Below are 25,132 nucleotides of genomic sequence, written 5' to 3'. Positions count from 1 at the left end.
AACCAAACCGCCCACAGCATTATTTTGAGTTAAATTAGCATTAATCATAGTATACGCTTGCGTAGCTACACTATTCCAAAACACCGTATCATTAGTAAAAACACCAAAAGCTCTGTAATAAGCTGGTGCAAAATAAGAAGGATTGGTTAACGTACTCCCACCAAACATATCACCTGGTTTTAACACATACGTATTCGCTTCCACTTCATGCATCTTTATCGCAGCAATTAAGGTTTCTGCATCTGTTCTGTAATTGATGGTTCCAGTACTTCCCCATTGGTAATCTGCCACAATGAGTGCCATGGCTGCATCTAATTCCGCGTCTGTAGCTCCATTCTGACCTAAAGTTGCCACAGAACAACCTTGAATCTTCCAATTCATTACATTATTTCCGTTCCTGTTATCTTTATAAAAATCCCAAAGTCCGTCAAAGGTTACTTTGTCTGCTTTATAAACCGTTAATAACATACCATAACCTATTCCTTCAGAAACGGTTTCAGAAGAATTATCAAATTTTACGCGATACCTTCCATTAGAACATGCTTCTATGAAGTTGGTTTTCCAAACATCATAACTTGAAGTAGCATCAGCATCGTTTTTATTGGATGCCATTAAACCGTTTGAAAAAGTGACATTAGCAGGGAAAGGTTGCGTTTGGGCGCACAGACTAGCATATACCATAGTCCATGCAAGTACAGTAATGTACTTCCATTGTAGTGTAGTGTTCATTGTGTTTGTTTTTTGTTTGTTTACTAATCACAAAAATATAAAAATATCAGCTTCATAGTATCATAAAAACAAACGACAAACCAATTAATACACGTGTTTGTTTAACATAGCAAACATTTCTGTAGTCATGTTTTCCAGATTGTAATCGTTATGCCATCCCCAGTCTTCTCTTGCAGCAGTATCATCTATACTTTCTGGCCAACTATCAGCTATTTTTTGTCTAAAATCGGGATCATAATCGATGGTAAAATCGGGATAATGTTTTTTAATTTCTCCAGCAATTTCTTTTGGAGTAAAACTCATTGCTGCTAAATTATAAGAAGAACGAATCTTTATTTGTTCATTAGGGGCTTGCATAATGCTTATGGTCGCTTTAATCGCATCGTCCATATACATCATTGGTAAACCGGTATTTTCGGAAAGAAAACTAGTAAATGTTCCTTCCGTAATGGCTTTATGATAAATATCAACCGCATAATCAGTAGTTCCTCCTCCTGGTTCGGTGCTCCAGCTAATCAGTCCTGGATAGCGTATACTTCTTACATCTACGCCATATTGCTTATTATAGTACTCACACCATCTTTCTCCTGTTTGTTTTGAAATACCATATACAGTTGTAGGTTCCATAATAGTATATTGAGGCGTATTTTTAGAAGGAGTCGTAGGTCCAAAAACAGCAATACTAGACGGCCAAAATATCTTTTGAATTTTTCCTGCTTTAGCTAAATTTAAAACATGAAACAACGAATTCATGTTCAAATCCCATGCAAATGCAGGATTTTTTTCGGCTGTTGCCGAAAGTAAAGCAGCCATTAAATATACATCTGTAATTTCATATTTTTCAATCAAATGTTCAATCTGATTGTAATCTAAAGCATTTACTACTTCAAAAATGCCGTTGTTTACCACATCATTTTCTAATTTTCGTATATCTGAAGCTATCACATTGTCGACTCCATATGTAGCTCTTAATTTAGCGGTTAGTTCAGTACCAATTTGTCCACAGGCACCAATGATTAAAACTTTTGTATCCATGCTTTAAATGAAATTAATGAACAAATATAAGGTTTTCGTAAGGATGAATTATTTATTTTAAACAAATTATTTCTAAGAAGAAATGTTAAGAAAATAGCCAAATCCATTTTAGTTTACACAAACATTAGTATTTTTGTTCTTATTATACTTAAAAATGAAATATACCGCTCTATTTTTAATTCTTTTTCTAAGTTTACTTTCTTGTAATGATTTTTCAAAACAAAACGAAGAATCCATTAAACTTATAGAAAAAAAAGAAGCTGTTTTTAAAGCCATTTCTAAAAAATGGTCATTCACCTTTCCTGAACCTAGAGCAGAAGTTAAAAAAAACATTGAAGGATGGACAGAATGGGATCAATTTAAAAGAGAACTTCAGGAAAAACCAAAAACTTCCTTATTAGCTTTTCAATTAAAAGTAAAAAATGTTTCCAAAAGAGCTGACAGTCTTACCTTAACAGTTCCTGAAAAATTCAACATCCCTCAAGTAAGAAGCCGATTAATTACATTAAATACGAAAATAAAATCATTAGATACTTTTATCCATTTAGACGAAATTCCCGAAAAAAGAGTGCTTTCTTTAATAACCGAAATTAATGAAGAAATAAAAGGGGTTCACAATCAATGGGATGAAATAATTATAAAACAAGCGATTCCGAAAGAAGTGGGTGAAGATGATATGATTAGAGCATTAGACACCACGCGTTTAGCCAATAAAAAGTTTCAGGAAGAAATTGAAACTATCGAAAACGAAAAGCAGGAACCTACTGAAATTGAACACAAAGAATAAATAAAACAAAAACAAACACTGGTCTTGAAAGCTTCTGAAATAATCCAAAAATATGAGAAAAGCAGTACCATTTCTCAAATTTCTGAATCTATATTACAGCGTAAAAAAATTCATGTTACAGGATTAATAGGATCTTCCTTCTCTTTTGTAATAGACGCTATTTTTAAAAAAACAGAACTCCCTTTTTTGTTGCTTTTTAATGACAAAGAAGAAGCTGCTTATTATTTAAACGATCTAGAACAATTAATTAATGATCAAGATGTGTTGTTTTACCCCGGTTCATACCGAAGACCTTACCAAATTGAAGAAACAGATAATGCTAATGTATTATTGCGTGCCGAGGTTTTAAATCGAATTAACTCCAGAAAAAAACCAGCTATTATTGTTTCCTATGTAGATGCCATTTTTGAAAAAGTAGTTACTCGAAGAGAATTAGAAAAAAACACATTAAAACTAGCAGTTGCTGACAAAGTTTCTATAGATTTTATTAATGAAACGCTTTTCGAATATAATTTTAAACGAGTAGATTTTGTTACTGAACCAGGCGAATTTTCAGTTCGAGGTGGTATTGTCGATGTCTTTTCTTTTTCTAACGATCATCCGTATCGGATTGAATTTTTTGGTAACGAAGTAGACAGTATTCGTAGTTTTGATGTAGAAACCCAACTTTCAGTCGAAAAACTGAAAAAAATTAGCATCATTCCAAATGTAGAAAATAAACTACTAGAAGAAAACCGAGAAAGTTTTTTAGATTATATTAATGAAAAAACGGTTTTATTTATCCAAAATACCGAAGCATTAGGTCAAAAACTAAACAAATTATTTGACAAAGCAAATGAGGCTTTTGGTAAATTATCCACCGATATAAAACATGCTAAACCAGAAGAGTTATTTGTAAATGAAAAACAATTTCTTCATAAAGCTTTGGATTTTTCGGTTGTAGAATTACAAAACCAATCCTTATTTAAATCGGATAAAAAGTTTCAATTTCATATTCAACCACAACCTTCATTTAACAAACAATTTGATTTATTACTCCATAATTTAAGTGATAATCACGCCAATCACATTACGAATTATTTATTTTGTTCCAATGAAAATCAGGCGAACCGATTTCATGATATTTTTGAAGATATTGATTCTGAAAATCATGACCAAACTCGCAAGCAATACAAAACAGTTGTTTTTCCATTATATCAAGGTTTTATTGATGAAGAGCTACAAATTGCCTGTTACACCGATCATCAAATTTTTGAACGCTATCATAAGTTCAGCATCAAAAATGGCTATTCTAAAAAACAAACCATCACTTTAAAAGAACTTACTTCTTTATCTGTTGGCGATTATGTAACCCATATTGATCATGGCATTGGAAAATTTGGCGGATTACAAAAAATTGATGTAGATGGAAAAAAACAAGAGGCGATTAAACTGGTTTATGCAGATAATGATATTGTGTATGTAAGCATTCATTCTTTACATAAGATTTCAAAATACAATGGTAAAGATGGTGCACCTCCGAAGATATACAAACTGGGAAGCAATGCTTGGAAAGCTTTAAAACAGAAAACAAAAGCCCGAGTAAAACACATTGCTTTTAACCTAATCCAACTCTATGCTAAAAGAAGATTAGAAAAAGGATATGCTTATGCACCAGATAGTTACTTACAAAAAGAATTGGAAAGTTCGTTCATTTATGAAGACACTCCAGATCAGGTAAAGGCAACACATGACGTTAAAATGGACATGGAAAGCGACAAACCTATGGATCGCTTAGTTTGTGGTGATGTAGGTTTTGGAAAAACTGAAGTTGCTATTCGAGCGGCTTTTAAAGCAGTAGACAATAGTAAGCAAGTAGCCATTTTAGTTCCTACAACCATTTTAGCTTATCAGCATTTTCGCACTTTCTCCGAACGACTAAAAGACTTACCTGTAAAAGTGGGTTACCTCAACCGTTTCAGAACAGCAAAACAAAAATCGGAGACTTTGAAACAGTTGGAAGAAGGTAGTTTAGATATACTTATTGGCACCCATCAATTAGTAAATAAAAACGTGAAATTTAAAGATTTAGGATTACTTATCATTGATGAAGAACAAAAATTTGGTGTCAATGTAAAAGACAAATTAAAAACCATTTCTGAAACAGTAGACACTTTAACTTTAACCGCTACTCCTATTCCAAGAACCTTGCAGTTCTCTTTAATGGCTGCAAGAGATTTATCTGTAATTACCACGCCTCCTCCTAATAGATATCCTATTGAAACACAAGTTATTTCTTTCAATGAAGAAGTGTTAAGAGATGCCATTGCTTACGAAATTGAACGTGGAGGACAAGTCTTCTTTATTAATAATCGTATTGAAAATATTAAAGAAGTAGCCGGAATGATTCAACGATTAGTGCCTGGTGCTAAAGTGGGTATAGGTCACGGTCAAATGGATGGAAAAAAGTTAGAAGAATTAATGCTTGCTTTCATCGAAGGAGAATTTGATGTTCTTGTTGCTACGACTATTATTGAAAGCGGGTTAGACGTTCCTAATGCAAATACTATTTTTATCAATAACGCGAATAATTTTGGTCTATCCGACTTACACCAAATGCGCGGTCGAGTGGGACGAAGCAATAAAAAAGCTTTTTGTTATTTTATTACACCTCCTTATTCGGCTATGACAGAAGATGCGAGAAAAAGAATACAAGCACTAGAACAATTTAGCGAATTAGGTAGTGGTTTTAATATTGCCATGAAAGACCTTGAGATTAGAGGAGCTGGTGATTTATTAGGTGGAGAGCAAAGCGGTTTTATCAACGAAATTGGTTTTGACACCTATCAAAAAATCATGAATGAAGCTATTGAAGAGTTGAAAGAAAATGAATTTGCGGATTTATATCCTGAAGATAATGATGTAGAAACCAAAGAATATGTAAAAGACATACAAATTGATACCGATTTTGAAATTCTTTTTCCAGATGAATACATCAACAACATTACAGAACGTTTAAATTTGTATAACGAATTGAGTGTCATCAAAGAAGAATCGGCATTAGCACAATTTGAACAAAAATTAATTGATCGTTTTGGGCCTTTACCAAAACCAGCTGTTGCTTTATTAAACAGTGTTCGTTTAAAATGGAAAGCTACTGCTTTAGGAATAGAAAAAATAGTAATTAAACAAGGGAAAATGATTGGTTATTTTATAAGTGACCAACAAAGTAATTTTTATCAAAGCAACCGTTTTATGAGAGTGGTACAATATGTACAGCAACACGGAAACATTTGTAGAATGAAAGAAAAACAAACGAAAAGCGGTTTGCGTTTATTACTAACTTTTGATAATGTAAAAACCATCAATAAAGCGTTAGAATATGTCAATGGAATTGTTTAATTAATCTTATTTCAATTTAATTTCGATTAATTCTCCATCTCTATCAATTTCGACAAATTCATATTCTCTGTTTTCAAGGGTATAGTTGTAATAATATTTCTGATAAATTGGGCTAGATCCCACATAGGCTCCGTAACCATTATAATAATTTGTATTACCTACTTGTTCGTTGTAACTACCTACTGCGGAAAAATCGATTATCGTTTCTAAATAATATTTCCCAGGTTTTAGATTGGTAAATTTAAATCTACCATAAGCATCTGTTTTTGCTTCAATTCTATACTCAAAAGCTTCTTGAGACATAAATACAGATGTATTTTTATTTTCATACTTGTTTCTAAGTCTATACCATTCATCAAAATAGCTGGTACACGGAAAAAGCATAACCACTGTTCCTTCTCTAGCATAATGTTTTTCAGCTAATAACGGTTTAAAACCTAAGGAATTTTTTTGTTTGGTAAAAGCAACTCCTTCAATCGTACTTTTCCCTTCTGCTAAAGAATTTGTAGCTTCCTTTTTGTCAAAAAAAACTTGAGGAAAATAGATGGTTTTCCCCTTTTGAGCTTGAACAGTAAAGCTCATAATAATCACTACAATTGTAAATATTTTTTTCATAGAAACAACAATTCTTTTTACAAATATATTATTATTTTTGGGTATAATTTATTACAAAATGAAAACTAATCTCTTTTTTATAATACTCCTAATCAAAACATTAAACTTTTATTCTCAAACAGATAATCCATGTGGTTTTAAAGATGATTTACAAATAGGTACTTGTAAAGATTTTTATGAAACTGGGCAACTACGAAGTGTAGCAAATTGGAAAGATGGAAAATTAGACGGTGATTATACTTTTTACCATCCAAATGGTAAAATACAAAGCAAAGGATTTTACACTAAAAATGTACAATCTGGAAAATGGTTCTTTTATACGGAAGATGGTTTTCCAATTAGCGAGGAGAGTTATCTTTACGATAAAGGCTTACGAATAAAAAACGGATTGTTTCGTTTTTACAATAAACAAGGAATACTTGTAGAAGAAACATCATATACAAAAGATGCTATAAATGGTTTAGGTAAATTGTATTTTGATAATGGCTTTTTAAAACAAGAAACTAATTATAAAAATGGTGAAACAGTAGGACTAACGAAAATTTATAAAGAAAAAGCTAGGGATGTTCTTGATGGCATTGGAAAAATGGCGAAAAACGGTGTTATAACTGGAGAATGGAAATATTTTCATGATGATGGAAAAACAATTGATTTAATTGGAAGTTATAATGAAAAAGGAGAACAAATTGGAAAATGGCAATCATTTTACAACACTGGTATTTTAAAAGCTGAATCTTTTTACAATAATGGGAAAAGAGATGGAGAAAGAAAACTTTACAAAGAAGATGGAAGTTTAGAAAAAACAGAAATATATAAAAACGGGACACTAGTAAAATAAAAAAGCCGAAGTGAGTACTTCGGCTTTCAAACTTTTTCTCGAGTAGAAAAAATTACTGCTATTAACCAATTCAAAGATACGACCTTAACTTGTTAAGTTGGTTACAACTTTTCTGCCGTTTTTGTTAAAGTTAGTCTATTCTTTAACTTTTATTAAGATTCTTTTAATAAAAAAAGGCCGGAATGAGATAAACCGACCTTTTAATTTTTACCCTTTCCCTTAATTTGGAAATTTACTGCTATTAACTAACACCAAAGATACGGCTACTGTTTGTTAAGTTGGATATAAGATTTCTGCCTTTCTTGTTAAAGTTACTATTTCATTTTTGAGCATAAAAAAAGGCCGAAAAATGAGAAATTCGGCCTTCAAAATTTTTACCCTTTCCTTAATTTGGAAAAATTTACTGCTATTAACTGATACAAATATACAGCTACTCTTTGTTAAGTTGGATACAAGATTTCTGCCTTTCTTGTTAATTCTGCAGTAGTTCTTTGTGTGTTTTTAGAATTTGCTCCAAACTTTTATTTTCAATACGATTACAACTTACAATACCATTGTCTATCGCTGTTATAATTCGGTTGATTCCATTGTTTTCAAAAATTCTACCTTTTTCTTCTATTAGTTGTCCCCCATCAAATAACGCATTTTTTAATTCAGCAACCGTTTCAATATTAGGTAATGGAATAAAATCTATAGTGTAAAACTGCATTAGTTCTGCGTTGATATGCTTTACTTTATCTTTTATATCATTGGCTAAATTATCTACCATAGTTTGCGTTACTTCTCCTATACTTTGTAACTGACTAATTTTAGTAAGCATCTCATTTTTGGAAGCTAATAAAAATTGAAATAATGCAATTATTTTTTGATGTTGTTCATAACGCTTAATTAATACTTCAGATTGCTGCTTCTGTTTGGCTAATTGATAAAAATAACCAATAAATTTCTCATCCCATGCTGTAAAAGAAGAGAAAAATAAAGCTTCTCTATCTGCGATTAAAATATCGTATACAATTTGAATGTCTTTTTTAGTATATACTTTGTCTTTATACACTAGCTTCTTCTCTTTAGTTGTTCCTGAAGCTATTTCATTTGCTTTTTGCAAAAGGTTTTCAATGTCTTTTACAGGAAGCATCAAAATTGCTACTTCTTTTTTTAAATCGTCTAAAGATGTAGAAATTGTATCTAATAAGTCGATTTTTGCAATAGATGGTATTGTAATAAATCTATTTTGAAAAGTGTTCTCATATTCTTCAAATAATGAATTCTCTACTGATTCCGCTTCAATAAATTGCTGAAAGTCTATTTCTTCTACAAATTGCGTTGGTTTTTTTTGCAAGTATTTTTCGTAAACTAACTGAGTTAACTTTTCTTGAAGCAAAAGTTTATTAGAAAACAATATCCACGGACTTCTCGTATCTATTTCACATCCTAAAAAGGGAGATTTTGCACTTTTTTCCCTTAATGCATTTGGTGGGTGACTGGCATACATACTTACTTTAGCATTTTCAGAAATAGAAAAGAAAACTTTTGAACCATTATGATCTACAGGTAAATCATTTAAAATAGTAGTAAAATTTTCCTTTTGCTTTTCTAAAGCAATTCCTTTATGATGATATAAATTTTTTGAATATACCTCTTTTTTTGAAGCATGAAAGGCATTACTCACAATCGTGTTCCAATTGGTAAACCCGTGTTCTAATCTCCATAAAGCAGAAACAATGGCATCACTTCCTGCCACTTTAACAGCCACTTTGTCTGCATTGAATTCCATTTCTTGAGAAAGTAAAGAATGCATTCTATTTAATAACATGTAAAAAAGCATTAATAACTGCCTAATAACCCAAATAACCGGTGTGATTATCCAAGCGGCAAAAGAAAGACGAATATCTGAACCTCTCCATTGTTCTAATATTTCATCCCATTTGTCTCTACTAAAAATCATCCCATGTATAATAGTGTTTGCACTATGAATATAACTGCCTATTTTCATACTTCTTTGCGCAAAATGTCCAAATTCATGAGCTACAACTGCTTTAAATTCACTTAAATTCAAACTGCTAACCAAACCTAAACCAATAGTAAGTTCTTTTTTCGTAGGAAGAAATAAACTCAACCAAACATTAGTATACGAAACATAAGCATTTACATCTGGATCCACATAAATATTTTTGGGCTTTGGAGCTCCAGTGCTCTTACAAATATCGTCTATAAAAGAAAACAGTTCTTCATTTTCTTTTTTATCTAATTTAATTCGATTATCTGGTTTATGATTTTTTAACTTAAAAATAAATTTCAACGTAAACAGTGCTAACATAACCGATCCAGCAATTGCTCCTAATTTTATTAATATGGTTAATTTATTGATACTTCCTACTTCATAGGTAATCGCTACATATACTAAATAGAATAAAGCGATTATTAACGAAGTGTATAAAACAAAAAACAATAGAATAGATAGTATTGCTATTGTAGCTTTAACAATATACGCTTGAGATAATTTTGTTAGCTCCTTAGGCGGATTAACTGGTTTTGGGGTTACAATTGAGGCATTCATAAACGAGTTTTTTAAAAAGCTAATCTAATAAAAAAACCCGAAGAGAGACCTTCGGGTTTTAAACTTTTTCTCGAGTAGAAAAAATTACTGCTATTAACCAGTACAAACATACGACCGTATTTTGTTAACTTGGATATAAGATTTCTGCCTTTTTTGTTAAAGTTTACTTGATCTTTACTATAAATAAAAAACCGAAGCCTTAAGGCTTCGGTTCAAACTTTTTCTCGAGTAGAAAAAATTACTGCTATTAACCAATACAAACATACGACCATATTTTGTTAACTTGGATATAAGATTTCTACCTTTTTTGTTAAAGTTTTTTTAGATATCATAAAACAATATATAAAATAAAAAAACCGAAGCCTTAAGGCTTCGGTTCAAACTTTTTCTCGAGTAGAAAAAATTACTGCTATTAACCAGTACAAACATACGACCATATTTTGTTAACTTGGATATAAGATTTCTGCCTTTTTTGTTAAAGTATTATCTTTATTTGTTAGACAACCATTGTTCAGGATTTAATGTATTGGCATTTTGATACACCATGAACTTTAAAATGGCTTTTCCTGACGGATCAGTGATGATTTTTCCAAGATTTTGTTTTACAGAAATTTTATCTCCAACAGACACTGAAACTGTTTCTAAATTTAAATATACTGTAATGAAATCTCCATGTCTCACAAACACTGCTTTTTTATCACCATTAATTTTTTGAACTTGTAAAACTTCCCCATCAAAAACCGCTCTAGCTGAAGTACCTGGCAATGCCGCTATTTCAATTCCGCTATTTAAATGTGTTACGTTTTTATGAATAGGATCTTGATAATTTCCATATTTTAATTGTACATATCCTTTATCTACTGGCCAAGGTAATTTTCCTTTATTTGATTTAAAATTATCAGATACAATTTTCCCTTCTGGTGTTAAATCAAATTTTGAAGAAGATCCTGAAGATTTAACTCCGGTTTTCTTTTCATTCTTCTTATTGGCAGCAGCAATTGCATCGGCAATTAATTTTTTAATTTTCCTATCTATTTCTTTTCGTTCCTTTTCCTTTTTATCAATTTCAGCTGTATACTTCTTCTTGTTTTTCTGTAGTTCTTTAGCTAATTTTTCCTGTTCCACTTTCTGACTTTCCAATTCTTTCTTTTCGGCTAAATTTTGTGCTAAAGCTTTTTGCTTTTCCCTTTTACTAGCTTCTTGCTTCTTTTTAGTTTCTACTAATTTCTCTTGTTTTTCAACAATTTCTTCTCCTTGCATTTTTCTAAAACTAGCATATTGCTTCATATACTGAATTCTTTTATAAGCTTGCAAAAAGTTTTTGGAAGAAAGAACAAACATAATTCTACTTTGATCGTTTCTGCTTTTATATGATTTGACAATCATTTTTGCATAATCTTCTTTTAGAATCTTTAATTCTCTATTTAATTTGTTTATTTCTAATTGTTTTAGATAAATATCATCATCCAGCAAACGCATTTGTCTTGCTGTAGTACTAATTAACTGCTCACTTAAACGAATTCTAGCTCTTTGTTCAGCGATTTGATGCAAAACCGATTTTTCTTTGGTATTTTCAACCTTTAATAATGCTTTAAAAGCAGCAATTTCTTTATTAATCTCTTCTTTGCGTTGCTCTAACTTTTGTTGTTCAGATAATTGCGCAAAAGCAGTAAAAGAAATTAAAAAAAAGAATACTACATTAAATAATCGATTCATTGTATTTGTTTTTACAAAGATAATTTGTTTTTTATTCAAAAGTAGATTAATCTACACTTACTCTGTCATAGCCTTCAGGTATGGAAAAAGAAAAATTCAAATCTTCATTAAAAGTAATACTTTTATAGAATAATGAAATGGTAACTTCTTCTTTTTGAGTTGCTTTTATTTGGATTTCATTAGGTAAAAAAATCGCCATTTCATTTTGATATGACGGATATTGTATTTCGAGTTTTCTATTCTCGGTAGGCTGACTTATGTTTTCCCTTTTCAATAAAAAGTTAGCCGATTCAAAATAAAACTCTTTAGCTACGGTAGCAGTTTTCTTTTCTTTTTCGGTTAGTTTGTACCAATTTTCCTCAATACTATTTTCATATTTCCCTTTCTTTAAATCGTCTACCGCGTATCCTAAAAGCAAATTTTGCACTTTAGTATAATCTAAATCGGTTCCAAGCCAATTACTTAGCATACTAAAATCTCCTTCAAAATAGGTATTGTTTATTTTTTCATAATAACTTACTTTTTCTGGTGTGATTAAAACTTTCGCTAACGGAAAACCTAGCATTTTTACATTAATCCAAATCATTTCATCTTTCTTAATACGAATATCAGCATTCACTGAATGCGATTGATGATTGTCTTTATATTTTGCATTGGCACGTATAGCAATCGTTTTAAAATCAGGACTGTTTTTATAATGTCCTTGTATAATTTTTACACTTGACACTTCTTTTATTGCAACACCATCTACCACCGTTTTTTTACTTTTACAAGAAAAAAGAAATGCAGCAACAAACAATAGGATGAAAAGCTTTCTCATTAGTTTCTTTTTTTAGCTATTTCTTTAGCTTTTAATAAATATAATTCTTCTTTCTTTTGATCTCCGAGATTTTTATATACCTCCGCTAATTGAATATAGAATTGCGATTCTAATTCATGGTCTTCTACTAAAAATTCTAACCCATTTTCTAAATAGCCTTTAGCTTTTTTAAAATTGGCAATTTTTACATTAGACACTCCTGCATAATAATACAAATTAGCCTGAGAAGGAAACAAATCGATATAATCTTCTGTAAGTCTTGCTATTGCTTCAAAGTTTTGGGTACTTTCATAACATTTAATCAATAACATAACAGTATTTAAATTTTCAGGATCTCTTTTCAAACCTTTCTCTAAATATGGTATCGCCTTGGCAAACAATTGTTTATTAAAATAAAATTTACCAATTTCTAAAGGAGAATTAATTGATGTATCTGATGAAACATAGTCTACTGCTTGCATTAATTCAGGTTCGTAAGTATTCGTTTTAACTACAAACAAAAGAAACTCATTAAGCATTCTTTGCTTAATTTTCATGTCTATCTTTTCATTTTTTAAGGCATTGAGTAACGCTTTTGAAGCTTCAGCTCCCTTGTTTTCAACTAAATAAAATTTAAACAAACTAATGTGAGCCCAATCTGAATTTGGAATCGCTTCTGCTAATTTTTTTGCTACTTCAAATGCTTTTTCTTCTTGATTACTCTCTGAATACAAAAGCATTAAATCGATGTAATTCTGTTCTTCTTTTGGATTGTTTTTTATGGCTCTTTCTAGTTCATTTTTCTCTGGTTTTGCAAAAGAATTCGATTCTTGAATTTTCAACTTATAAAACTCCATCGTTTTGCTCAAAACCATTTCCTTCTCCATTTGTTTTAACTGCTCTAATGCCTTATCTCTTTGATTGGTATACATATACAAAGAAATTAAATCTTCCCTCATATTGGTATCAAATTCAATTAACTTTTGGACAATGGGTATCGACTTTTGATAGTCTTTCGATTGATAATATACATCATATAAACCATTCCAATACCATCTTTCATTTGGATTTAAATCAACCGCTTTTTGGAACGCTTTTTCTGCTTGAGGATATTGCTTCAAGTTTAAATAATTTTTCCCTAACTCATGATAAAAAACCGGATTAGCAGGGTCTATTGAAATGCATTTTTCAATCGCTATAATAGCTTTATCATAATTTTCAATCGCTCTTTGTTTCAAACTTTCATAGAAATCACTTTCAATTTTATCATCTGCTAAAGCAATATCTTCTGGATTTTCTTGAGCAAATAAAAAGGCATAACTACTTAATAGTAGCCATATAATACAAAAAAACTGTTTTTTTAATTTACTCATATACTTGTTTATTCTAATACGGAATAATCTCCAATACTAATACTTTTAAAATTACCATCAAATGACGCATGATTCCCAATCATAGCATTATCTAAAATGGCATTTTTTATTTGAGAATGGTTTTGAATCAAACTATTCTTTATAGCGGAATTTGTTACTTGACAGCCTTTACCAATGGAAACATTGGGTCCAATTTGTGCATTTATTAAAACAACATCTTCACCTATATAACAAGGAGGAATAATGGTACTGTTTTCTAATTTAATCTGATTGGAAACCAAACTTTCTCCATCTTGATGTAAAAAATGCAACATTCTACCGTTTGTTTCTACCGTTACCTCTTTATTTCCACAATCCATCCATTCCTCTACTTTACCTGGTACAAATTTCATGCCTTTTTGCATCATTTGCTTAATACCATCATTAATTTGATATTCTCCTCCATGAATTATGTGGTTATCTAATACCGTTTGCAATTCATTTTTTAAGATACCAATGTCTTTAAAATAATAAATTCCAATTACAGCTAAATCAGAAACAAATTCTTTTGGTTTTTCGACTAATTCAATAATTTCTCCTTTTTCATTCAAGTTAACCACTCCAAAAGCTTCAGGTTTGTCAACTTGTTTTACCCAAATAACACTATCAGCAGTTGTATCCAAATCGAAATCGGCTCTAATAAGTGTGTCTGCATATGCTATAACTGCTGGACCACTCAAAGAATCTTTAGCACACATAATGGCATGTCCTGTTCCCAAAGCTTCATTTTGATAGTATATGGTTCCTTTAGCACCTAATTTTTGTGCAATCTCAATTAATTCCTTTTCCACTTGAGTACCAAAACTCTCATGAATAATAAACGCAACTTCTTCAATATCTTGATTTAGTACTCTTGCTATATCTTCAACCAATCGGTGTACAATTGGTTTTCCTGCAACAGGTATTAATGGTTTTGGAACAGTTAATGTGTGTGGGCGTAAACGAGAACCACGTCCGGCCATTGGTACTATTATTTTCATATTCTCATCTTGTATTTTATGATTTGTTATTAAAAACTACAAATCGTTGAACTTATTTTACTCCAGTACTTCCGAAACCTCCTTCACCTCTGGCCGTTTCAGTTAATATTTCTACTTCAACCCACTCGGCTCTTTCGTGCTTAGCTATGATTAATTGAGCAATTCTTTCTCCATTTTCTACAGTAAACTCTTCATTAGATAAATTGACTAAAATTACACCTATTTCACCTCTGTAATCTGCATCTACAGTTCCTGGCGAGTTTAAGACTGTAATTCCCTTCTTTGCTGCCAAGCCACTTCTAGGACGCACTTGTGCCTCATACCCAATTGGTAATTCTATAAACAATCCTGTTTTTACGATACTTCTTTCTAGTGGTTTTAAAACAATTGATTCAGATAGATTAGCTCTTAAATCCATTCCTGCAGATGTCATTGTTTCGTAAGATGGTAATTCGTGTTGAGAGCGGTTAATTACTTTAATATTCATACTGTATTTCTAAAATTTGAGAAGCCTAATTTAGTTGTATTTTAAAATTAGTTCTCAAAGTTAAAAAAATCTACAGATATAAGTCTCTTTTTTGATTTTTGTTAACGTACTTAAGAAAATAGAATGTAGCATTTTAATTGCCAAACACCTTTTTTTCCAATAATTCTATACGACTTACTAATGATTTTTGTTCTGCTAAAAAAGCACTCCCCAAAACACCTATTACAGCATAGTTTTTTTCTGTAGGAGTAAATGTAGTAGAAAAAACAGCTTTTCCTTTAGGAAATTGTAAAAAGCCATTATGCGATTCTTCCGCTTGAATCACTTCTTTTAAAAATAAAACAGTAGCATTTAAATAATGGCTTTTACGAGCTAAATCTTCGTTTACAAAGAATACAAAATCAAAATTTGCAAATATTTTTTGCAATTCTATATTTTTAGTATCCCCTTTTTCAGTAAGTTCTTGAATTTCAAAGCCTGAATCATTTTGAAAGGAAGAAATACTATCTTCTATTAAGGTAAAATTAGCCAACTGGTTAACGGTTAAAGGTTTTGAAATGATATCATCTGTCGATATTCCAAAATAATTTGCAATTCTTAGCAAGGTTTCTATTTTGGGTTCAGCCCTTCCTTCTTCATAAGAACTTATCACCCCTCTATTCAAATCAATAAGTTCGGCAAAGGCTTGTTGGCTTAAGCCTTTTATCTGTCTTATTTTTTTTAAATTGGTTCCAAAATATGTCATTTCGCTATTCTTTTTTGCAAATATACAAACAATTATAGATTTTTTTGCTAAAAATATTTGCAAAGTGATTTTTTTTACCTAAATTTGTTTTACTAATCAACCTAATTCTTTTTATATGAAACAATCAAAACTATTTTCAAAAATTAAAAGTTGGTTACTAGAATTAGAATACAACATTAGCTTTGAAAGCGAAGAACATCAAACATTTATTATCGAAAAAGAAAGTGAAGGAATAAAAAACATGATGATTGTAATTGCGCCTCAAATTTTAATTATTGAACAATTTTTATTCCGTTGTAAAAACAATCAGCAAAATGTTTACAAGCAATTATTAATTAAAAATAGAGACATTGTACATGGCGCTTTTGTAATTGATGAAACAGGAGAGAAAGTAATTTTTAGAGATACTTTACAAGCCGAGAATTTAGATCAGAATGAATTGATTGCCACACTGAACTCTTTGAGTTTATTACTAAGTGAATATTCTAGTGAAATGATTGCTTTTAGCAAATAATAAAATGACAAATAAATAAAGAACAGATGGTATATCTCATTTTTAAAATAGCCTGCTTTTTAACAAAAATAATCTATTTGCTATTTAGATAATTCCAAAAAAAACCGTAGTATTAACATTATAATTCACACCCTATCATGAACATAATTAAAAGACTTTTTAGAATAGGTAAAGCGGAGGCACATTCGGCTATTGACAGCCTTGAAAACCCTATAAAAATGACTGAACAAGGTATTCGTGAAATGAAAGAACAATTAGATCAAAGTATACATGCCTTAGCTCAAGTAAAAGCACTTTCTATTCGTAGAAAAAATGAAAAAGAAGCCTTACTGAATCAATCCGAAGACTATCAAAATAAAGCCATGCTTTTGGTTCAAAAAGGGATTAAAGAAGAAATGCCAATTGAAGAAGCCGATCGCTTAGCTAAAGAAGCCTTAAAAAAGAAAGAACAATCTCTACAAGATGCTCAAATAGCTGATAATGAACGACAAAAACTGGAAAGCGATGTGGATAAAATGCAAGTTAATATTAACTCATTAAAATCTACAATATCGAAATGGGAAGGCGAATTAAAAACACTTAGAGCACGTGTACAAGTAAGTCAAGCTACTCAGGATATAAATAAAAAAATGACGCAAATTGATTCTGACAGTACGATTTCAATGTTAGAAAAAATGAAAGACAAAGTAATTCAACAAGAAGCATTAGCAGACGCCTATGGTCATATTGCAAATGCATCTAAAAGTATCGACCAAGAAATTAACGATGCGGTAAATACTTCTGAGTCAAGAGCGGAAAACGAATTATTAAAACTAAAAGAACAATTCAATAATAATAGCCAATGAGTTTTGAAGAGTTAATAAAAGTTTCATTTAATCCAGCAAACAGCATACTTTCTATATTATTAATATTAAGTGTGCTGTATTGGGTTTTTACTATAATCTCAGGTGTAGGAGATTTTGATGTTGATTTTGATACCGATTTTAATAGCGACATTGATTTAGATGTAGATGCAGACATTGATACACCGGATGGAATGGTAGAAGTTCCACAAGATCCTTCTTCATTTATTCAATTTCTTAAATTTTTAAATTTAGATATTATTCCTATAACCTTTTTTTTAACTCTTGTATTACTTTTTACTTGGCTTATCAATGTAAACGTAAGTTATTTACTTCCTTTACCAAATTGGATGTATTTTATAACTATACTACCTGCATTTATAATCAGTTTATTTATAACAAAATATATAAGTTTGCCTTTAAAACCAATATTTAAAGAAATTAACCATAAAGGAGAAGTAGCTTATGATTATTTAGGCAGAATAGGACGATTAAAATCAACTATTGATAAGGATAGATTAGGAATGATTGAAATAATTATTAATAAAGATCCAATCAAATTATTGGTAAAAAGCAAAGATGGCTCTCTTTTAAAAGAAGGAGAAAATGTTTGCATTGTAGACGAAAATCCTGATAAAAAATTTTATTGGGTTGAAAAATCATATGAAATATAAACCTTACTACTTTAAAAATAAATTAAAATTTACTTTATGACTACATTTTACATTACAATTGCAGTAATTCTTATTGCATTTTTGGGGTTAATTTTTTGGATTTTATCCATGTACAAAAAGACTGTTCAAGGAGTTGTCCTTTTGAGAACGGGTTATGGTGGTGCTAAAGTATTCTTTAATGCTGGTATTGTAATTCCAGTTATTCACCGTTTAGAATATATGGATATTTCAGTAAAAAAACTAGAAATATCAAGAGAAGGAAAAGACGGGTTGATTTGTAAAGACAATATGCGTGCAGATATACAAGTTGCCTTTTTCGTTAGAGTAAACAAATCGGTAGATGACATTATAAATGTAGGACAAACTATTGGTTGTCAAAGAGCTTCAGACATTGGAACCTTAAGAGAGTTATTTGAAGCCAAATTCTCTGAAGCGTTAAAAACAGTAGGTAAAAAATTTGATTTCATCGAATTGTATGAAGCCCGAAGCGAATTTCGTCAAGAGATATTAAATATTATTGGTACTGATTTAAATGGTTATGTTTTAGATGATTGCGCTATTGATTATTTAGAACAAACGTCATTACAACATTTAAATAAAGACAATATTCTCGATTCTGAAGGAATTAAGAAAATTACCGAATTAACAGCTTCTCAAAACATTAAAGCAAATTTAGTTCGAAGAGAAGAAGAAAAAACGATTAAAAAGCAAGATGTTGAAGCTAGAGAAACTATTTTGGAGCTTGAAAAACAATTAGCAGAAAAAGAAGAGCAACAACGAAGAGAAATTGCCAATATTCAAGCTAGAGAAAATGCTGAAATTTTAAAAGTAGCAGAAGAAGAACGTTTAAAATCGGAATCTGTTCGTATTGCTACTGAAGAAAAATTACAAGTTGCTGAAGAAAATAAATTAAGACAAGTTGTTATTGCTGCTAAAAATAAAGAAAGAGCAGAATTAGTAGAAACTGAAAGAGTTCAAAAAGACCGCTTATTAGAAGCAACAGAAAGAGAACGTGTGGTTGCATTAGCTGATATTGAAAAAGATAAAGCTGTAGAAGTAGAAAAGAAAAACATTCAGGATGTTATTCGAGAAAGATTGGTAAAAGAAAAAACAGTGGTTGAAGAGCAACAAAATATTTACGATGTTGAAGCGCTAAAAGGGGCTGAAAGAGAAAAACAAGTTCAATTAATTATTGCCGCAAGAGAAGCAGAAGAAAATTTAATTGCTCAAACTCGTGCCGCTGAAGCTCGTAAATTAGCTGCTGAAAAAGATGCTCAAAAATATGTTATTGAAGCACAAGCAAAAAGAGATGCTGCTGAAAAAGAAGCAGATGCTCGTAAAATAATAGCTGAAGCAAAAGCAAAAGAAGAAGCTACAGTAGGTTTATCTGAAGCTCAAGTAATGCATGCTAAAGCAGACGCAATGGAAAAACAAGGATTTATAGAAGCTAATATTATTGAGAAAAAAGCAACTGCAAACAAACAAGAAGGTCTTGCACAAGCAGAGGTAATCAAAGAAAAAGCGTATGCTGAAGCAGCAGGTATTACTGAAAAAGCTGAAGCTATGAAAAAATTAAACGATGCTGGTAAAGAACATGAAGAATTCAGACTTACTCTTGCCAAAGAAAAAGAAGTAGAATTAGCACAAATTTCAATTCAAAAAGATATTGCACAAGCACAAGCACAAGTATTAGCGGAAGCATTTAAAACAGCAAATATCGATATTGTAGGTGGTGACAATTCATTCTTTGACAATGTGATTAAACAAATTTCAGCAGGAAAAGGAATTGATAAATTCATTCAACATAGTGAAAATGCACAACTGGTAAAAGAAGCTTTACTGAATAATGACGATAATGAAAATATTATTGGTAAAGTGATGAATATGGTTGAAAAATATAAAATTTCATCTGAAGATATCAAAAATTTAAGCATCGCATCTTTAATTTTCCAATTGAAAAAAGTAGCCAATGAAAACGAACAAGGAATCTTAGCACAAGCAATGAACATGGCAAAACATTTAGGTATAGACAATAAACCGATAAAATAATGGCCTTTTTTTAAAGAATCTATAATAAGAAGAAACAAGTATTTCTTCTTATTATAGCGTTCTTTATCATGTTACTTTCAAAATAAATGATGGCATTTATAACTTCTACTAAAAAAATTAATGAGCAACGAAAAATTAAATACAGGGACATACGAAATAATTCAAAGTAGACTGAATGAACAAAAAGAAGAGCTAATTCAGCGCATTCAATCTTTAAATGAAGATCGAAAAAAAGTCTTTGGTGGTGTAGATTTCTCACTCATTGCGAATGAACGTATTTCTACAGATCAAAATTGCACTATAAAAGATATTTTTTCTTTAGGAAAATTATGCTTAGTGGGACATAATACTCATCTCGGTCTTCGGTCAGAAGTAAACCTTAATGATGTTTTTTCCGCTTATTTATTGAAAGAAAATCGTTTTGAACCACAATCTATTCAATTCATTGAAGATGAAATATTTATCGAAGAATTTAAAAATCTTTACAAATATTATCGAAACACCATTTTTGTTCGCTTTCACATAACACAAAACTATTTATATTTTGTATTTCAATTATCGAATAGTCCTTCAGACATTAAAGCTTTTAAATGGTTAATTAAAGACAACACCTTAACTTTTATTGATGCAAGAAGTGCTTCAGAAGTAAAATATCCAAACCAACAAGAGTTTAAATGGACAAAAGTGACTCGAGACATGCAACGCAAAGGAAGTCATCCGCATGTTTCTTTAGCAGACAAAGTTTTTGTAGAAGCTATTGGTGGCGATATAACCATCAAAATTGAAGACAACACAAGCACAGGAAAAGGAATTTACAGCGAAGATGTTATTCATAAAGACCAAACATTAGATGATGCAGAAATTCATTTCTTTGATTATAATAACCTTGTTATTTTTAAAATCAAACCGTATCAAGAATCGGAACGGTTCTTTATTTACAATCATAAAGAGAAAAAAGTTGCTCGTGTAGATTCTTTACAATACTGTATCATTCTTTTACCAGAAAACCAAGGTGTTATCTACCCTAATGGTTATGCACTACAAACTGGAGAAATAAAAGTAATTGCCACAGAAGACAAACCTGTTTATTTTAATCGCAGAATTATTGGTGTAAATGGAGAAAATTACATGTTTGTTTTCTATGATGAAGAAGGACATGATTATTTACTAATTCCGTACAATATCATTAAACAAACCATTGAAACACCTATAAGTTGCAATGGTTTTACTTTGTTTGATAGTGGAAAATTAGCTTATTTTAAATCGAATGAAGAAACCAAACATCATCTTATCCAAATTTGGCAAACTCCCTTTACCAAAGAAGTTATTATTGATGAATCACTGAAAAATAACTTATTATATAAAATAGGGAACAAAGATCTAGTTCGCGTTATGGCCGAATGCCAAGAACTAAACATCTTATTATCTAAAAAAGATTCCTATTCTGGTTTATACAATGATATTGTAAAACAAGCAACCATCATTTTAGACAGTTACTACTTTTTAGGCGAAAAAGAAATTCATGAACTAAATCAGCCTTTACTTGAAATTCGAAAAATTGCACATGCAGCTATCAATGAGTTTGAAAAGGCACAGGAAATTAAAAATAAAACAGCACAAACAATTGCCGCATTAAAAGAAAAATGCGAACATATCTTATCTGAAACCAGTATTATTGGCTATCAAGCTTTAGATCAATTTATTGTTGTTTTAGCCGAAATTAGAGTTTTACGAGGAGAACTTATTAGTGCCAAAGATTTAAAATACGCAGACAACTTAGTTATTGAAACACTTGAAAAACAACTTCAAGAAAGAGCAGACGAATTATCTAATGCTTGTGTTTCTTTTCTGTTACAAGACGATGCTTTACTTCCATACCAAGACAAAGTAACTGAAATTAATGAAGAAATAAGCAATCTTAAAAAGACGATTGATGCGAAATCTCTTGAAAAAAACATTGATGAACTTGCCATACAGTTAGAATTATTAGTTGATATTGTTAACAATTTAAAAATAGAAGACGCTTCTCATTCTACTCAAATTATAGAAAGCATTTCGTTAATTTTTGCACAAATCAATCAGCAACGTATTGAGCTTAACAATAAGAAAAGAGAAATTTCTGGAAAAGAACTCTCTGCAGATTTTAAAGCACAAATAACTCTTTTTGATCAAGCCGTAATTAACTTTTTAGAGCTTGCAAATACAGCTGAAAAATGCGAAGACTTTCTTAATAAACTTTCCATTCAATTAGAAGAAATGGAAGCAAAATTTGTCGATTTTGATGCATTCATTCAAGAAATTAACAATAAAAGAGAAGAAGTTTATAATCATTTTCAAAATAAAAGTGTTCAATTAACCGAAGCGCGAAACAGAAGAACAACCCTGCTATTGCAGTCGGCTGAACGTATTTTAAAAGGAGTAAAAAACAAAGCGGCTTCTTTTGAAACAGTGAATGAAATTAACGGTTACTTTGCTTCCGATTTAATGATTGAAAAAATTCGGGATATTATCAATCAACTTAGAGATTTAAATGATTCTAATAAAGCGGAAGAAGTTGCCACATTGCTTAAAACTGCTCAACAAGAATCGGTTAGAAAGTTAAAAGATAAAAATGAAATCTATGAAGATGGTGACAGTGTAATTGCTTTTGGTGATTATAAATTTGCTGTAAACAAACAAAAATTAGATCTAACTTTAGTATTAAAAGACGATTCTTATTTCTATCATTTAACAGGAACCAATTTCTATCAGAAAGTAGCGTTTGAAACTCTAGAAGAATATAAAGAAGTTTGGAATCAAGAGTTTATATCAGAAAATCAAAATGTAAAACGTTTTGAATACATGGCTTGGGAATTATTTTTACAAGAAGAAAATATTGTTCCAGATACCACAAACTCACAGCGAGCTCAGGAATTCTTAACTACTCATTTTGGAGAAGGTTTAGTAAAAGGAGTACATGATGTAGATGCTTTAACATTATTACAGCATTTACAACAAATAAATAACGAATTAGGTGTTTTAAAATATACTCCATCTGAGCGTGCTTTAGCACAATTATTTTGGTTTTTCCTAAATCAAGAAGACAAAGAGTTTTATGAAAAACAATTTAATGCTGTCAGTTTACTGAAAGAAACTTTTTCAAATACCGAACAATTCAAATATTTAAGTAAACGTCTTTCAGAAAAAATCGAAGAATTTAATAGCACTTTCGATGGCTTTGATTTTGTTTCTTCTTTCAGAGCGGCCGTTTACTTAAAAAAAGAAAATAGAGACGCTTTTGCTATTTCAAAAATAGCTGCAGATGCTTATGAGAGTTTCTTCAAAAGTTTAAAAGAAAAAGGAAAAGACATTGCTTTTATCAATCAAGTAAAGGAATTGTATATTTATCCTTCTGCGTGTTATGATATCGTTGAAAATGCGTTAAAAACATTTTTCTTAAATGAAAAAATGGCGTATCCAAAAGGATGCATTGAAGAAGTAGCTGCTTTTATCATCACTCAAAATTACCATAAAAATCAAATTATTAATGTTACTTCATCTGTTGAAATAACTGGTTTAAAATCGTTAGAAAACAATTTTTCTTATACTTTAGACTATTATGAATTTTCTTCAAGATTAGATTATTTCCATACCAAATTAAAACCTTTGTTTGTATCCTTACAACAATTAAAAAAACAATGGGTAGAAGCAAAGAAAAAAGACATAAAACTGCATACTTTTACGAGTCAGGTTTTAACCTCATTTGTGCGAAATAAATTAATTAATGATGTGTATTTCCCATTAATTGGAGCTAACTTAACAAAGCAATTAGGGGCAATTGGAAACAATAAAAGAACAGACAGAATGGGTATGTTGTTGTTGATTTCTCCTCCTGGTTATGGAAAAACAACTTTAATGGAATATTTAGCCGATCGAATGGGATTGGTTTTCATGAAGATAAATGGTCCTTCTATTGGTCATGATATTACTTCAACCGATCCAAGTGAAGCTAAAAATGCTGGTGCACGTCAAGAATTAGAAAAATTAAATTTAGCATTTGAAATGGGAGACAATGTGATGCTGTATTTAGATGATATTCAACACTGTAATCCAGAGTTTTTACAAAAGTTTATTTCTCTAGCAGACGGACAAAGAAAAATTGAAGGAATTTATAATGGAGAAGCCAAAACCTATGATTTACGTTCTAAACGATTTTGCTTGGTTATGGCTGGAAATCCTTATACCGAAAGTGGTGATAAGTTTCAAATTCCAGATATGTTAGCCAATAGAGCAGACACCTATAATTTAGGAGATATTTCAGGCTCAAAAAGCGATTTATTCGAATTAAGTTTAATTGAAAACGCCTTAATGTCTAACGAATATATGATGCGTTTGACACAACCTGCGTATCAAAATTTATATAACTTATATGAAGCTATTCAGGAAGACAGTAGTAACTTTGACTTGGAAGGCAATTTTTCGTCTCAAGAAATAGAAGATTTTAAACAAGTATTGCAAAAAATCATTCAAGTAAGAAATACCGTTCTAAAAACGAATGCACTTTACATAAAATCGGCAGCTATGTCTGATGAATATAGAAATGAACCAACTTTTAAATTACAAGGTTCTTATCGAGACATGAATAAACTTGTAGCCAAAATTCAGCCTATTTTAACAGAAAAAGAAGTAGAAGCTATTGTATTAAATCATTACCAAAATGAGTCACAAACCTTAACTACGGGTGCAGAGTCAAATTTGTTAAAATTGAAAGAAGTAATGCAAATTCAAACCGAAGTAGAACAAAAACGTTGGGAAGAAATTAAAACTACTTTTATCAAAAACAAACTGATAAAAGGAGTGGGTGTGGGTGGTGAAGATAGAATGGCTCAAATTGTAGCCTTACTTTCAGAGTTCTCAGATGGATTAAATGGAATAAAAGATGTCTTAAAAAAATAAAACAATAACGACTTCTCTTGTATGTTATGGAGAAGTC

The 25,132-nt window shown here is 30.7% G+C and carries 18 protein-coding genes; 8 read left to right on the top strand and 10 right to left on the bottom strand.

All coding sequences use genetic code 11. From position 1 onward, the window contains the following. Positions 1 to 729 (bottom strand): glycosyl hydrolase family 8 (locus tag CX675_RS20050; protein WP_240723548.1); only part of this gene is annotated, 729 nt, incomplete at its 3' end. 84 nt (positions 730 to 813) lie between these two features. Next, entirely contained in the window at positions 814 to 1,764 is a 951-nt protein-coding gene (locus CX675_RS00200) for an NAD-dependent epimerase/dehydratase family protein (RefSeq protein ID WP_130733199.1), read from the bottom strand. Positions 1,765 to 1,918: 154 nt separating this feature from the next. Between CX675_RS00200 and CX675_RS00195 the strand changes: the two genes are divergently transcribed. Both CX675_RS00195 and mfd read left to right on the top strand, forming a co-directional pair. Further along, a complete protein-coding gene (locus CX675_RS00195) occupies positions 1,919 to 2,551 on the top strand; it encodes a hypothetical protein (RefSeq protein WP_130733198.1) in 633 nt (210 codons plus the stop codon). A 69-nt stretch (positions 2,552 to 2,620) separates the two neighbouring features. Further along, positions 2,621 to 5,932 (top strand): transcription-repair coupling factor, encoded by a 3,312-nt coding sequence (gene mfd, locus CX675_RS00190; protein WP_240723567.1) that lies wholly within the window; start codon positions 2,621 to 2,623, stop codon positions 5,930 to 5,932. 6 nt (positions 5,933 to 5,938) lie between these two features. Here the strand turns inward: mfd and CX675_RS00185 are convergent, their stop codons facing one another. Further along, the gene (locus CX675_RS00185) at positions 5,939 to 6,547 is read right to left on the bottom strand and encodes a SpaA isopeptide-forming pilin-related protein (protein ID WP_130733196.1); all 609 of its coding nucleotides are present in this window, start codon (positions 6,545 to 6,547) and stop codon (positions 5,939 to 5,941) included. A 58-nt stretch (positions 6,548 to 6,605) separates the two neighbouring features. Here CX675_RS00185 and CX675_RS00180 point away from each other — a divergent pair, with 58 nt between their 5' ends. Continuing rightward, positions 6,606 to 7,385: a toxin-antitoxin system YwqK family antitoxin gene (locus tag CX675_RS00180; protein WP_130733195.1), complete on the top strand. Its 780-nt coding sequence runs from the start codon at positions 6,606 to 6,608 to the stop codon at positions 7,383 to 7,385. A gap of 472 nt (positions 7,386 to 7,857) precedes the next feature. Here the strand turns inward: CX675_RS00180 and CX675_RS00175 are convergent, their stop codons facing one another. The 7 genes from CX675_RS00175 to CX675_RS00145 form a co-directional block, all read right to left on the bottom strand. Then, on the bottom strand, positions 7,858 to 9,942 hold the full coding sequence (locus CX675_RS00175; protein ID WP_130733194.1) for a M48 family metallopeptidase: 2,085 nt from the start codon (positions 9,940 to 9,942) through the stop codon (positions 7,858 to 7,860). 489 nt (positions 9,943 to 10,431) lie between these two features. Beyond that, positions 10,432 to 11,658: a murein hydrolase activator EnvC gene (locus CX675_RS00170; RefSeq protein ID WP_130733193.1), complete on the bottom strand. Its 1,227-nt coding sequence runs from the start codon at positions 11,656 to 11,658 to the stop codon at positions 10,432 to 10,434. 46 nt (positions 11,659 to 11,704) lie between these two features. Then, a complete protein-coding gene (locus CX675_RS00165; protein ID WP_130733192.1) occupies positions 11,705 to 12,478 on the bottom strand; it encodes a DUF4292 domain-containing protein in 774 nt (257 codons plus the stop codon). Continuing rightward, positions 12,478 to 13,830, bottom strand: a complete 1,353-nt coding sequence (locus CX675_RS00160; RefSeq protein ID WP_130733191.1) for a lipopolysaccharide assembly protein LapB — start codon at positions 13,828 to 13,830, stop codon at positions 12,478 to 12,480. The genes CX675_RS00165 and CX675_RS00160 overlap by 1 nt, the downstream gene beginning before the upstream one ends. A gap of 8 nt (positions 13,831 to 13,838) precedes the next feature. Further along, on the bottom strand, positions 13,839 to 14,849 hold the full coding sequence (locus CX675_RS00155; RefSeq protein WP_130733190.1) for a sugar phosphate nucleotidyltransferase: 1,011 nt from the start codon (positions 14,847 to 14,849) through the stop codon (positions 13,839 to 13,841). 52 nt (positions 14,850 to 14,901) lie between these two features. Then, positions 14,902 to 15,336 carry a dUTP diphosphatase gene (dut, locus tag CX675_RS00150; protein WP_130733188.1) on the bottom strand — a complete coding sequence of 145 codons (435 nt, stop codon included), beginning with the start codon at positions 15,334 to 15,336 and terminating at the stop codon, positions 14,902 to 14,904. 133 nt (positions 15,337 to 15,469) lie between these two features. Next, the gene (locus tag CX675_RS00145; RefSeq protein WP_130733186.1) at positions 15,470 to 16,081 is read right to left on the bottom strand and encodes a helix-turn-helix domain-containing protein; all 612 of its coding nucleotides are present in this window, start codon (positions 16,079 to 16,081) and stop codon (positions 15,470 to 15,472) included. 115 nt (positions 16,082 to 16,196) lie between these two features. On the opposite strand from CX675_RS00145, the gene CX675_RS00140 reads away from it, so the two are divergent. The 5 genes from CX675_RS00140 to CX675_RS00120 all read left to right on the top strand — a co-directional run bounded on the left by CX675_RS00140 (position 16,197) and on the right by CX675_RS00120 (position 25,095). After that, positions 16,197 to 16,595: a molecular chaperone Tir gene (locus tag CX675_RS00140; protein ID WP_130733184.1), complete on the top strand. Its 399-nt coding sequence runs from the start codon at positions 16,197 to 16,199 to the stop codon at positions 16,593 to 16,595. A 137-nt stretch (positions 16,596 to 16,732) separates the two neighbouring features. Further along, the gene (locus tag CX675_RS00135; protein ID WP_130733183.1) at positions 16,733 to 17,440 is read left to right on the top strand and encodes a PspA/IM30 family protein; all 708 of its coding nucleotides are present in this window, start codon (positions 16,733 to 16,735) and stop codon (positions 17,438 to 17,440) included. Further along, positions 17,437 to 18,111, top strand: a complete 675-nt coding sequence (locus CX675_RS00130; protein ID WP_130733181.1) for a hypothetical protein — start codon at positions 17,437 to 17,439, stop codon at positions 18,109 to 18,111. Before CX675_RS00135 ends, CX675_RS00130 begins: the two co-directional genes overlap by 4 nt. 36 nt (positions 18,112 to 18,147) lie before the next feature. Further along, positions 18,148 to 20,160 carry an SPFH domain-containing protein gene (locus CX675_RS00125; protein WP_130733179.1) on the top strand — a complete coding sequence of 671 codons (2,013 nt, stop codon included), beginning with the start codon at positions 18,148 to 18,150 and terminating at the stop codon, positions 20,158 to 20,160. Between the two features lie 120 nt (positions 20,161 to 20,280). Further along, a complete protein-coding gene (locus tag CX675_RS00120; protein WP_130733177.1) occupies positions 20,281 to 25,095 on the top strand; it encodes a DNA repair ATPase in 4,815 nt (1,604 codons plus the stop codon). Positions 25,096 to 25,132 lie beyond the last annotated feature (37 nt).

The sequence above is a fragment of the Flavobacterium sp. J27 genome (genome assembly GCF_004303025.1).
Taxonomy (GTDB): Bacteria; Bacteroidota; Bacteroidia; order Flavobacteriales; family Flavobacteriaceae; genus Flavobacterium.
This window is presented reverse-complemented; position numbering and strand designations above follow the sequence as displayed.